11 protein-coding genes, 1 tRNA gene and 2 pseudogenes are annotated in these 12145 nt (G+C 68.4%); 8 read left to right on the forward strand and 6 right to left on the reverse strand.

What is annotated here, in order from left to right; genetic code table 11:
- Positions 1-105: 105 nt before the first annotated feature.
- A tRNA-Met gene (locus tag ACH4UM_RS38150) sits at positions 106-182 on the forward strand.
- 86 nt (positions 183-268) lie between these two features.
- Here ACH4UM_RS38150 and ACH4UM_RS38155 read toward each other — a convergent pair.
- Together ACH4UM_RS38155 and ACH4UM_RS38160 are read right to left on the reverse strand one after the other, a co-directional pair.
- The gene (locus tag ACH4UM_RS38155) at positions 269-409 is read right to left on the reverse strand and encodes a hypothetical protein (protein WP_398190126.1); all 141 of its coding nucleotides are present in this window, start codon (positions 407-409) and stop codon (positions 269-271) included.
- A gap of 15 nt (positions 410-424) precedes the next feature.
- Positions 425-1123 (reverse strand): TetR family transcriptional regulator, encoded by a 699-nt coding sequence (locus tag ACH4UM_RS38160; protein ID WP_398190128.1) that lies wholly within the window; start codon positions 1121-1123, stop codon positions 425-427.
- 63 nt (positions 1124-1186) lie between these two features.
- On the opposite strand from ACH4UM_RS38160, the gene ACH4UM_RS38165 reads away from it, so the two are divergent.
- The 3 genes from ACH4UM_RS38165 (at position 1187) to ACH4UM_RS38175 (ending at position 4106) form a co-directional block, all read left to right on the forward strand.
- Complete coding sequence (locus ACH4UM_RS38165) at positions 1187-2788, forward strand: FAD-binding oxidoreductase (protein ID WP_398190131.1); 1602 nt, start codon at positions 1187-1189, stop codon at positions 2786-2788.
- A gap of 680 nt (positions 2789-3468) precedes the next feature.
- Positions 3469-3633 carry a hypothetical protein gene (locus ACH4UM_RS38170; protein WP_398190134.1) on the forward strand — a complete coding sequence of 55 codons (165 nt, stop codon included), beginning with the start codon at positions 3469-3471 and terminating at the stop codon, positions 3631-3633.
- A gap of 80 nt (positions 3634-3713) precedes the next feature.
- On the forward strand, positions 3714-4106 hold the full coding sequence (locus ACH4UM_RS38175) for a DUF2267 domain-containing protein (protein WP_398190136.1): 393 nt from the start codon (positions 3714-3716) through the stop codon (positions 4104-4106).
- Between the two features lie 66 nt (positions 4107-4172).
- Here ACH4UM_RS38175 and ACH4UM_RS38180 read toward each other — a convergent pair whose 3' ends face one another.
- From ACH4UM_RS38180 to ACH4UM_RS38190, 3 genes are all read right to left on the reverse strand, one after another.
- A complete protein-coding gene (locus ACH4UM_RS38180; RefSeq protein WP_398190215.1) occupies positions 4173-4625 on the reverse strand; it encodes a DUF6003 family protein in 453 nt (150 codons plus the stop codon).
- Positions 4626-4663: 38 nt separating this feature from the next.
- Positions 4664-5869: a polysaccharide deacetylase family protein gene (locus tag ACH4UM_RS38185; RefSeq protein WP_398190139.1), complete on the reverse strand. Its 1206-nt coding sequence runs from the start codon at positions 5867-5869 to the stop codon at positions 4664-4666.
- Between the two features lie 289 nt (positions 5870-6158).
- Entirely contained in the window at positions 6159-7367 is a 1209-nt protein-coding gene (locus ACH4UM_RS38190) for a PP2C family protein-serine/threonine phosphatase (RefSeq protein WP_398190142.1), read from the reverse strand.
- 593 nt (positions 7368-7960) lie between these two features.
- Here ACH4UM_RS38190 and ACH4UM_RS38195 point away from each other — a divergent pair.
- Entirely contained in the window at positions 7961-8923 is a 963-nt protein-coding gene (locus ACH4UM_RS38195) for an SDR family NAD(P)-dependent oxidoreductase (protein WP_398190145.1), read from the forward strand.
- A gap of 47 nt (positions 8924-8970) precedes the next feature.
- Here the strand turns inward: ACH4UM_RS38195 and ACH4UM_RS38200 are convergent, their stop codons facing one another.
- Positions 8971-9228 (reverse strand): hypothetical protein, encoded by a 258-nt coding sequence (locus ACH4UM_RS38200; RefSeq protein WP_398190221.1) that lies wholly within the window; start codon positions 9226-9228, stop codon positions 8971-8973.
- Between the two features lie 45 nt (positions 9229-9273).
- Between ACH4UM_RS38200 and ACH4UM_RS38205 the strand changes: the two are divergent.
- The 3 genes and pseudogenes from ACH4UM_RS38205 to ACH4UM_RS38215 form a co-directional block, all read left to right on the forward strand.
- A pseudogene (locus ACH4UM_RS38205) lies at positions 9274-9685 on the forward strand (IS3 family transposase); the annotation flags it as partial.
- A pseudogene (locus ACH4UM_RS38210) lies at positions 9661-10005 on the forward strand (transposase); the annotation flags it as partial. The pseudogenes ACH4UM_RS38205 and ACH4UM_RS38210, both read left to right, overlap by 25 nt.
- A 972-nt stretch (positions 10006-10977) precedes the next feature.
- On the forward strand, positions 10978-12084 hold the full coding sequence (locus tag ACH4UM_RS38215) for a glycosyltransferase (RefSeq protein WP_398190148.1): 1107 nt from the start codon (positions 10978-10980) through the stop codon (positions 12082-12084).
- The last annotated feature ends 61 nt before the right edge of the window (positions 12085-12145 follow it).

A 12145-nucleotide genomic window follows, 5' to 3' on the forward strand; every position in this document is an offset into this window, starting at 1 on the left:
GGACAGTGGCCGGTTCGGCTCCGGTAGCCCTGGGACGTGAGATACGCGCAGGGCGGCCATGGGGGTGCGGCGAGGCGCACCAGTGTAGAGTTACGGGCATACCGACGCGGGGTGGAGCAGCTCGGTAGCTCGCTGGGCTCATAACCCAGAGGTCGCAGGTTCAAATCCTGTCCCCGCTACCAGAACGAAGGGCCCGGTCACCTGACCGGGCCCTTCGACGTCGTGCTGAAGCCCACTGCTTCAGTGAGGCAGGGGACTGTGCAGGCGATCATCGCTGCTTCCGGCCGCGACGCTGCCAGGCCACGTCGGCCCGCACGGTGCGGGACCGCACCGCCCGGCGCCGTGCGTACCCCTCGGACGTCGTGGGGACGACGCTCACGATCGTCCAGTCGAGGAGTCGCAACGCCACTGCGTGGGACGTGGGTCACGGTCCGAGGACGCCGCGAGCCGCGGTGAACAGGCGGGCACAGCGCTGGGTCATGGCGTCCGCGGACTCGTCGGGGTGGTTGATCCACCAGCGGATCAGGGCAGTTGCCAGGCCCCGCCAGGCGTGAGCGAGGGCGTCGGCGTCCAGAGGGGTGAAGGAGTCCGCAGCCATCAGCACGTCAGTGGTGCCCATCGCCGCGAGTTCGTCGATGGCGGCCCGGTAGCGCCTCGCACAGCGGGCGGCTTCACTGTCGGCGGGCAGAGAGCTGTCGTAGAGGACGAACCATGCCTCTCGCCGTCCTTCCAGCGCGGTGAAGAGGCCGTGCAGCACGCGCACGGGAGTCGGCGCTGCGGGCTCGTCGGCCCCGTCCGTGTCGCTGTCCGGCTGGGGGGCCCGCACCGGCCGGGCCGCACGCGTGGGGGTCCAGGGGGGCGCCGGTTCCCCCGTGGCGGCGCGGATGGCCTCCAGGAGCCGGTCGCCGACCGGGACGAGGCAGGCCAGGTAGAGGTCCTGCTTCGCACCGAAGTACTGGTGCAACAACGTCTTGGTGACACCGACGCGGGCCGCGACGGCCGCGAGGGAGGTGCCCTCGTAACCGCGGCGGCCGAACTCCTCTGTGGCTGCCGCGAGGATCTGCTGCTCGCGCTGGGCCCGCGGAACGCCTTTGGTGCCTGCTCGGGCAGAGGGGATTGCCATACCGCGAATTTACCATAGAGTAATTTACTAATCGGTAAATTCGGATGGGATGGAGGCCTGCCCATGGTCGAGGGGACCGCGCCCCGCACGTTTCGGACCCGATCCTGGTGGGGGTGGGGGTGGGACGACGCTCACCCGGACGATGCCGAATGCATGGCACTGGGCGCTCTGGTGCCCGGCACCCTGGCACGTCCGTTGCCCTTGCCCCAGGTGGCAGACCTGCGCATCGGCCGCCCCGCCGCCGAAGCGCCGCGCAGTCTCGCGCACCTCGTGACGGCCGACCCCGAACCTCGTGCCGCCCACGCCATGGGCAAGGCCTTCCGCGATGTCGTGCGCGCCCTGCGGGGCCGACCGGGCCGGATCCCCGACCTGGTCGCCTACCCGGTCTGCGACCAGGACGTGGCTGACCTGCTGGAGTGGGCCGGAGAGCACCGGGTGGCCGTCATCCCCTACGGGGGCGGCTCATCGGTCGTCGGCGGCGTGGAGTACCGGGGCGAGATGCACCGCGCCGTGCTGTCCCTGGACCTGACGGCCATGGACCAGGTCCTGGAGATCGACCCCGACAGCCGCGCCGCCCGCATCCAGGCCGGCATCCTCGGCCCCGCCCTGGAAGGCCGGCTGCGCCCCCAGGGACTGACGATGCGCCACTTCCCGCAGAGTTTCGAGTTCTCCACCCTCGGCGGCTGGCTCGCCACCCGTGCGGGCGGGCACTACGCCACCGTGCGCACTCACATCGACGACTTCGTGCAGTCCCTGCAGGTGGTCACCGCCGCAGGCACCAGCACCTCCTGGCGGCTCCCCGCATCCGGTGCCGGCCCCTCGCCCGACCGTCTCTTCCTTGGGTCCGAGGGCTCCCTGGGCGTCATCACCCAGGCCTGGATGCGCCTGCAGGAGCGCCCCCGTCACAAGGCGTCGGCCTCCATCGCCTTCCTCGACTTCCACGCCGGGCTACGGGCGGTGCGCGCCCTTGCTCAGTCCGACCTAGCACCCGCCAACTGCCGTCTGCTCGACCCCGGCGAGGCCGCTCTGGCTGGCGTGGCCCAGAACGGCTGCGCCGTGCTCGTCCTCGGATTCGAGTCAGCCACGGCCGCTGTCGACGACCGCCTTGCCCAGGGCCTCGAGCTGGCCCGTGCGCACGGTGGCAGTACCCAGGCCGACGCCACCGGCCTGGGCGCGCCGCACGACGCGGCCGTCGGCGCATGGCGTTCCGCTTTCCTGCGCATGCCCTACCTCCGCGACGGCCTGGCCCGTATGGGAGCCGTCGTCGAAACCTTCGAGACGGCCACCACCTGGGACCGGCTGCCGGCTCTGATCGACGCCGTCCGCACCGACGTCGGCGCCGCCGCACGCAAGGCCACCGGGCATCCCGCGCTCGTCAACTGCCGCCTCACTCACGTCTATCCCGACGGCGCGGCACCCTACTTCACCGTGATCGCCGGTGGCCGGGCCGGAGAGGAACTGGCCGTCTGGGACGATCTCAAGTCCGTCGCGGGCGACGTCCTCCACCGCCACCGCGCCACCATCACCCACCACCACGCAGTGGGCCGCGACCATCGTCCCCAATACGACCGCCAGCGCCCCGAACCCTTCGCCCAGGCCCTGCGTGCCGCGAAACGAGTCCTCGACCCCTGTGGAGTACTCAACCCCGGAGTACTGCTGGACTGAGCACACCGGGTCGACGGCCGGCCTCCTCTTCACCGCCACCCACGCCCCAACCCCGCCTTACTGCGTCTTCGGCGCCCTGAAGTCCCGGCTCCTTGGCGATGGCCACCACTGCAGCACGCACACGCGTCACCACCCCAGCGCAGCCCGGGACTTGGTCACCGTCCACCAGGCTCGTTCCTTCGAAGGAGTGTGTGATACGAACACTGCTCTGGCCGCCCAGCGGTAGGGGGAGGGGTGGGCTGACCGTGGGCGGAAAGCGTTCCGTCGTGATCCGGGACGGCCCAGACCCAGTGGTGGCCGGTGTCGTTCGGGGGCGCCAAGAGGTTCTGGGAGGCGTCAAGGGGAGGGTGTGGCAGGGCAACGGGAGAGACGCGCCTGACTTGATCCCCTCAGGGAATCGAGCGTCCATCAGACCCGGACTTCAGAAGCGTCCCGTCTCCTCGGGAGGGCGGCCCTGTGCCTGTGCCGTCAATGCGGTCGGAGGCACGCCGTAGAAGCAGCTTCTGCTGAGTCGGCTGGGGATGAGGCCACGCGTGTGCTGCTGAAGGGCTGCCGCAAGCCGGCCGCGCCTGAGGCCTCTTTGACCTGGCAAGACGTGGCAGACGGGGCAAGAAGTGGAATTCCTGGAAAGGGCGCGGGTAACGGGAGGTGAAAGCCACTCCAGCAAGGAGGCGCATCCCATGACACCGCACCAGGATGTCGTCGAGCTGATCCTCAGGGATCACCGGCATTGCCGGGAGGAACTCGGCGCCGGCTTCGCCCGGACAGAAGCCGACCTGTTGACGGCGCGATGCGGCAGCGTGGCCAACGTGCACCGCATGGTTCACGCCGCTGCACCCGCGTGATGCCCTCATCCGCATCGCGAAGACCCGACGGCCGGGCGATCCGGCCCGCCGCAGAGAAGAGATCTACGACAGGAGCTGTCATGGACTGGAGCCTGGACACCTTCCTTGCCCGGGTGACCGAACGCGCAGGCTACGACAGGTCACAACAGGGCGCCAGAGCTGTACAGAACGTGCTGGAGGTCCTCGGTGCCCACTTGGTGGGTGACGACCGGACGGACCTGGCCGCCCTACTGCCCGAAGGGTGCAAACCACTGCTGACCGCAGGCGAGCCGGCCAACGAGCCACTGACACCCGCGTCATTTGTCGAAGCCGTGGCCGACCGCAGCAACGATGACCTCGTCGAGGCCAGGCGCGAGATCGACGCCGTACTCCCCACCCTCGCCGAGGTCGCGGACAACGCACTGCTGCGTCGTCTCCTCACCCAGCTGCCTCCAGGGCACGCCGGCCTGTTCGGTTGCACAGACCCTGGTTGACCCTGACCAGCCAGGCCGGCGAAGTCAGCACCCCAGGCACTGTGGGCTCGGCTTGGGATCAGTGGATCAGTCGCCGACGGCCTGGACGAAGTCCTGCGGATCCAGGCCGGCGAGCCGTGCGATGCGCGGTGCGGGGATTGCGGCGGTGAGGGCGAGGTGGACCAGCAACTGCCAGTCCTGCGTGGCGGCCCGAAAACTGAGCAGCTCCAACTCCATCTCCGTCACGGACCCGGGCGCACACGCGTGCTCGACCCGCAGCGTCTCCTCCTCAGTGAGGGCAACCGGCAGTCGCTCAGCCTCCTCGGGGACGAGCGCCTCGGCTCCTGCGGGGGACGACCCTGACGCGCTCGGAAGAACAGGGGATCCCGTGAGCGTGAAGCCGGCCGAGCACCGCACCGTACACCGCCCCTCGGCAGGGCGAGGAAGACGACCAGGCCGGCGAGGGCGACCAGCGTCGTGGCGATGCCGGCCTTTCCCCAGCCCCGGCATCGCACTCAGACGGTCCACCAGCGCACGCATCCGCGCTCCGAACTCGATGCGCACGGCGGATCACCCGGTCAGTAGTAGTAGACGACCACGGTGTGGGTGGCGGAGTGCCACTCGATCGCGCCGTGCTGGAAGTTGCTGCGCCGCCCGGCGGAGATGCCGAACTCGTCGCTCACCGGCAACCCGAGGCGGCTGCCCGAGCCACCCAGGCTCAGGTACTTCGTCAGGATCGCGCCGTGCACCTCGTGCGCCCCCGTCCCGCTGGACCAGTACACGTTGCCGCCCTGGAACTGCGAGGCCCGGCCCCCGGTCACCGCCACCTCGTCACTGAGCGGGAAACCCAGGAAGGAGGTCACCCCGCCGAAGGACAGGAACTTGGTCAGGATCCCCCCGGCCACCCAGTGCACGGGAAGCCCGCTCTTCCAGTAGATCCGCCCGTGCTCGAACCACTGCACCGCCGTACCCGTGGTGGAGGCCTGCATCTCCACCGTCCGCGCGGACCCCAGACCGGAGCGCTGCGCGCCCATCGAGGCGTACTTCGCGCCGATCCCGCCGCGGGTCACCGTACGGAACGGGGTGGTGAAGCCGTAGCCCATGCTGCGCAGCGTGGAGATCACCTGCGGCAGCGCCGCCGGGTCGGTGGAGCCCGCGCCCGGGTGCATCAGGATGATCGCGCCCGGCACCGTGTACTGGCGCACCCGGGCCAGGATCGTCGCGGTGGAGACGCCCTTGTAGCCGGTGGTGTCGAAAGTCCAGTCCCAGTTCATGTAGTACCCGCGCAGCGCCAGGTCCCGGTTGAGGCCCGGGTCGGCGTAGGCGTCCCGGTACGGAGCGCGGAACCAGCCGCCGGAGCTGTGGCCGAGCTTGCGGTAGGCCGCCTCGGCCTTGTCCAGCTCAGCCCACCGCTGAGCCTGCGTCAGCTTGCTGAAGTACGGGTGGTCATAGCTGTGGTTGACCAGCTTGCTCCCCGCGTCCATGACCGCCTTGGTCGCGGCCGGGTAGCGTTCCACGAACCGCCCGGTCAGCGAGAAAGCGGCCGTGATCCCGTTCGCCTTGAGGGCGTTGAGCACACTCGGCACCCCCGCGTCGCTCCAGTCGGCGTCAAAGGTCAGCGTGACAACCTTCGCCGTCTCGTAGCCGCGCTCCAGCACCTGCGCCCGGTACGGCGCTGCGTCCGCCGCCTGCGCCGGCGGGGCAACCACCCCGCCCAGCGCCGCCGCCATGGCGGCGGCCAGCCCGAGGGCCGTCGCCCTCCCCCACGTGCTGCGGCGGGTCACCGGCCGCAGCGCCACAACCGACCCCCACCACATCACGACCACCCCTGTCCTCGGCGGCGGGCGAGCGGCACCCCTTGCCCCAGCCAAGCCTCCGTCAGTACCGAGGCTGCGCCCACCAGCAGGGCGCGGCATCACCCCAAAGGTCCCGCGGTTCGCAGCAAACGGCCCCGAGACACGGGACCTATGGCCGCAACGGAAACGGATGCGACGGTGACGCAGGAGCCGGCATCATGCCAGTCCGCGACAACACCGAGCTCAGGATTGCCTTCGGCTTCCAGTCTGCGCCGCATCAACGGTGCTGCGGTCGCCATTCGAAGAGCAGGATGGTCACGTCGTCCCTCAGCTGGTGGCGCTGGTAATCGAGGATGGCGTGGATGAGCAGCCGGAGCACCTCGGCCGGACGCTCTCCGGCGGCGGAGGAGCGGATGATGAAGTCTGTGAACCGGTCGAGGCCGAACTCCGCACCGTCCGCGTCGCGAGCCTCCACGACACCGTCGGTGTAGAGCAGGACGCAGTCGCCCGGTTCCAGGGTCGTCTCGTGGACCTGCCGGGCCGGCGGGGCGAGTGGGCCGGCCAGGCCGATCGGCGGCTGTGGGGGGCTGTCCAGCGCCCCGCCGAGCACCCGCCCACCACGGATCAGCAAGGGCGGCGGATGGCCGCAATTGACCCAGCGCAGAGCCCCGGTGCTCGCGTTGAGCCGGCACAGCACGCCGGTGCAGAACTGGTCAGGCAGCCACTGGGCGAGCGCCTCGTCGACGGAGCCGACAACATCGGCCAGGTCGCCACCGCCGCGGCGGGCGTTGCGCGCCGCCGCCATGGCGACCGACGTGGTCAGGCCGGCGGTCAGATCGTGGCCCATGGAGTCGAGGATCACGGTGTGCAGCACGTTCTTGACCACCGAGTGGTCGAAGGCGTCGCCGGCGATGTCGTACGCCGGTTCCATGACCGCGGTCGAGACGCACCTGTTGCTGCCGATGGTCCGGGGTGGCAGAAAGGCCCGCAGCATCTCGGCGGGCAACTGCATGGTCGCGGTGCGGGTGCGGGCGGCGAGCCAGTCGCTGTAGGTGCGCTTGGAGGTGATCAGCATGGCGAACAGATGGGCCAGCATCCTGCTGCGGCGCATCCGCATCCCATCCAGGGAGGCGGTCCGCACTTCCAGCACGCCCAGCCGCTCCGCACCGTCGACCAGGGGCATCCAGACGATCAAGCCGTCGTCCGCCTCGGCAACCCGCGGGGAGACCGTGCGGTACGCCCAGCCGGCCGAGGAGCGGTCCACCGGCAGCGGCTCCAAGGCCTCGTCGAGTGGGACAAGCAGTCGTTGTTGCAGGTCGGCGAGGTAGATCAGCACGGTGTCCAGGCCAAGGGCCGAGGCGCACCGGTTCGCCAGGGCGGGCAGCTCGACCGGCAGGGCCGTCTGCGCCTCGATGATCAGCTCTTCCAGCCGATTCTCGTCGACGGCGGTGTCGGGGCCGGAGGACGCGTGCGATGGGTCCGACACTGGGATCACCCCTTCCGTGCCCAGTCTCACACCAGTCACGTCCACTCTCACGTCAGGCACGACCGCGGCGAGGGCGAGAGCGACGCTCAGGGCGGTCAACTGGACTCGGCCGGGCACACCTCATGCGCCCGCCACCCGACCAGCCGGCCGGCTTGCCTCCCTGATGCCGCCGACACCACCGTCGCTGACCGCGCCATGGGCGCCAGCCAGGAACAGGAACGTTCCCGTACACAGCGTGGCCGTCAGCGGCAGCACCCACCACCGCGTGCCACGCCTTCTCCTGCTGTCCATAACAGCCCCCTATCCAAGTACGCCCCGGCACCCACACCAGGGCCCCATGTGATCGGTGAGCTGAACTCAATCCGAAACGACAGTCACCGCCATCCCTCCACACGCACTAACTGCCTCTGACGCGGCGGCTGCCCGGTTCATGTCCTGCCCGTTTCATGTCGCCGTGCGGCCACGTCGAGCGCTGTATCAGCAGACGCCGGCCGCCCCAACCGAGATTCCCGTCCGGTCGGGGCCTTCTCTTGCCCATACGGCTCAGGGCTCCGCTTGACCTTGAGAGCACTCGAAGTCGTAGCGTGCCGGCCATGAGCACTGCACAGCACAAGATCGGATCTGGTTTCGGCGCCACCAGCACCGCCGACGACGTCCTGCAGGGCATCGACCTGACCGGAAGGCTCGCCCTCGTCACCGGCGGTTACTCGGGTATCGGCCTGGAGACCACCCGCTCGCTCGTCAAGGCCGGCGCCCACGTGGTCGTCCCCGCCCGCCGCCCAAGCACCGCTGAGCAGGCGATGGCCGATATCCCTGGCGTCGAGTTGGACGAGCTGGACCTCGGCGACCTGGAGAGCGTGCGCAGCTTCTCCGAGCGGTTCCTCGCCTCCGGACGGAACATCGACATGGTGATCGACAGCGCCGGGATCATGGCCTGCCCGGAGACCCGGGTGGGGCCTGGCTGGGAGGCCCAGTTCGCCACCAACCACCTCGGTCACTTCGCCCTCGTCAACCGTCTGTGGCCCGCGATCGCACCGGGCGGTGCCCGAGTCGTCTCCGTCTCCTCCCGCGGCCACCACTTCTCCGGCATCCGCTGGGACGACATCCACTGGCGGCAAAGCTACGACAAGTGGGAGGCCTACGGCCAGGCCAAGACCGCCAACGTCCTGTTCGCCGTGCAGCTCGACAAGCTCGGCCGAGACGCCGACGTCCGTGCCTTCGCCCTGCACCCCGGCGGCATCATCACCCCGCTCCAACGGCATCTGCCCAAGAAGGAGATGATCGAGCGCGGCTGGATCGATGAGGACGGCAACGTGCTCAACCCCGAGGGCTTCAAGACCCAGCCGCAGGGTGCGGCCACCCAAGTGTGGGCGGCGACCTCGCCGCAGCTGGACGGGCTCGGTGGTGTCTATCTGGAGGACTGCGACATCGCCGAGCCCGCGCCGGAGGGCGAAGAGCGTGTTGGCGTCAAGGACTGGGCGATCGACCCGGAGCAGGCGGCTCGGCTGTGGGAGCTGTCGGCAGAACTGACAGGCGTCAACGCGTTCGCCGCCTAGAATTGCGGGGAATCCGCCGGCGTTTCAGGCGTAGAGTTCCCGCGCGGCTACGCGGCTGGCACGCTGGAAGAGGTGGCGGACAGCAGACCTGTGACCGTGCCGCCGACCAGAATGACGGCGGCACCGGCCAGTTGAGCGGCCACACCGAGGACGGCGGTAAAGGGCAGCAGCAACATCGCCGCGGTCACCGGGGGCGGGCGGCGATCCAGGCGAAGCAGGCACGCCGGCCGGGCGACGGTGACAAGCACTGGCCACCCGAACAACCCCCGTGCCCCGGACCAACGGTCCGGGGCACGCTCGTGCATGGGCTGATCCTTCGGAGTGGACACCCCGACAATGGATCTCGAGGGTCCAGGGCGGGATGTCCCGGTGGGACGCGAGTCCGCGTATCCGGAGAAGTTCAGGAAGGACGCACTGGGACTTCCTCTCCGAGAATCGCGCCGCCTTCGGCGTGAAGCGCATCTGCCGGGTCCTGGAGGCGTCTCCCGCTCCGGCTGCTACCAGCACCGGGCCACTGCAGACACCCGCGCCGCACGAGCCGTCGAGGAAGAGCGAACGGTGTCGGAGATCCGGCAGATCCATGCCGACCACCAGGGCGCCTCTGGCGCCCCGTGCGTCCATGTCGAACTCCGCTCCCGCGGGAGAAAGATCAACCGCAAGCGCGTGAGCAGACTGATGAGGATCAACCGCATCGTCGGACGGCACCTGCGGCGCAGGAAGCGCACGACCATTCAGGACAGTCGATCCGCGCCGCCCGGCCCGACGGCGCCCCGATCTACGTGATCGTGGACAACCTGTCCGCCCACAAAGGCGCCGACATCCGCCGCTGGGCGAAGAAGCACAAGGTCGAGTTGTGCCTCACCCCGACCTATGCCTCGTGGGGGAACCCGATCGTGGCGCACTTCGGACCGCTGAGGCAGTTCACCATCGCCAACTCCCACCACGACAACCACACGGTGCAGACCCACGCCCTGCACGCCTACCTGCGCTGGCGCAACGCCAACGCCCGCCACCGCGACGTCCTGGCCGCCGAACGCAAGGAACGCGCCCAGCGACGTCCAGTTCGGCAATCCATGGTTTGAGCCATTGAGGCGAGGACCCCGCGTGTCTGTCTCCGGCCCAAGCTGCGGCCACCACACCATGAAGGTGGCAAATGTCTTGGGAGTCACCATGGCTCCTTCCGAGTAGGAAGCAGTTCGACGTGGAAGGCAGGTCAGTCATGCGCGCTGGATCCCGGTTCGGTCCGTTCCCCCGCCGTACAAGCGTGATGGTCGGCAGCCTCCTGGCCTTGCCGACTCTCATGGCGTTTGGCCTGGTCACCCCGGCTGGGGCGGCCACACCCGCTCATCAGAAGGCGCCCCGATCAATCACGGCAGGGGTTTCAGGGCCCAATCCGTGCCCGGTGTATCTGCACGATGACCCTCCTTCACACTCGCCGGACGGCTGGGACAAATGCAGAGGGCCTGTGGGACCGACAGGTCCTACAGGCCCTGCAGGTCCCACAGGGCCCGCGGGACCGACGGGTCCTGCCGGGGTATCCGGGTACCAACAAGTCTCCAACACTCAGACCTGCGGCGCCGATACCTTCTGCACGTTCACGGCGACCTGCCCCACTGGGAAGGTCGTCACCGGCGGAGGCATCACCACCAGCAGCTTCTTCAGTAGCGGTGTCTACCTCTACGAGTCGGGACCGATCAGCACCACGACATGGAGAGCCACAATCCGCAACACTCTCGGCTCCTCCACCTTCCCTGTCACTGTCTGGGCCATCTGCGCCAACGCCAGCTGACGTATCAGCTTTCCGGTGAGAATCTCACCCGAAGGCCGCATGCACTGCGCGCCGGTGTGGAGCCAGCCTGATCTGTTCCATCGAGGAGTCGTCCCACGCTGACAGATCGCCCGCGTGGCGCTACGACACACCAGAGGAACCCCTCGCCTCGTCCGGAGTCCGCGTCAGTTTACTGACGCGGACTCCGGTCCATTTTCAATCCTCTCTTCTTTGACATGCTCGTGGGAATCGGTGATACACCGTGAAGCCTTCTCTCTGCCTAAGCATGATCGTCAAGAACGAGGCCCGTGTCATCGAGCGGTGCCTGGCATCCGTACGCGGCCTGATTGACGCATGGGTGATTTCTGACACAGGGTCCACTGACGGGACCCAGGAACTTGTCCGATCGTCACTCGCCGACATCCCAGGTGAACTCTACGAGGAACCATGGGTCAATTTCGGTCACAACCGAACGCTTAACCTCCAGCACGCCCGAGGCAAAGCCGACTACCTTCTCCTGCTCGACGCCGACCTCGTGGTGCGGCAGGAGAGGCCGTTGCCCCGACTTACTGCCGACTCCTACATGTTGCGGCACGATTGTGCCACCTCCTACCGAATCAAACGTCTGGTCCGGAGCGACATCGCCTGGCGCTATGAGGGCGTCACTCACGAGTACCTCACGTCTGACCGGCACACCGGACAGGAGGATCTGGACGCTCTGGTCATCGAGGACCACGCCGACGGTGGGTCGCGCCACGAGAAGTTCGAACGGGACGCCCGCCTGCTCAGGGCGGAGATGAAACGCGACCCCGACAACACTCGGACGGTCTTCTATTTGGCGCAGACCATGCGCGACATGGGCAAGCCGCGGGAAGCGATTGAGCTGTACGAACTCCGGGCCCGAATGGGTGGATGGGCTGAAGAGGTCTACTACTCGCTGCTGCAGGTCGGGATCTTGAAGGCGGAAATGGGTGACTGGCCCGGTGGCATGAATATGCTCATCCAAGCCTGGGACTTCCGTCCCCAACGCCTGGAAGCCTGCTATGAACTGGCCTCACGTCTTCGCGCGCGTGGCCACTATCGTTCTGCCCACGCATTCGCCAGCGCGGGCCTCGGGAACAGCATGCCGGACGACATCCTCTTCACGCAGCCCTGGGTGTACCGCTGGGGACTGCTCTACGAGTTCTCGATCACAGCCTATGGGGTTGGCGACACGGCCGGGTCGCTACAGGCATGTAACCGCCTGCTCGCCATGCCTGAACTACCCGAAGAGTATCGCCGACATCTCCTGCGCAACAAAGAATTCGCGACGCTCCGGCTCACTGCCGACCTCAATACTGGACGTCGCCCTCAAGCGAGGACCGCCCGCTCGGCGAGACGCGCGAGAAGGTGACCAGTACCCTGCGTATCCCCATGGCGGTAGCCACACCAGGATGGTAGACACAGCCGCTGAC

This window comes from Streptomyces sp. NPDC020801, from assembly GCF_044334385.1.
Lineage (GTDB): Bacteria > Actinomycetota > Actinomycetes > Streptomycetales > Streptomycetaceae > Streptomyces.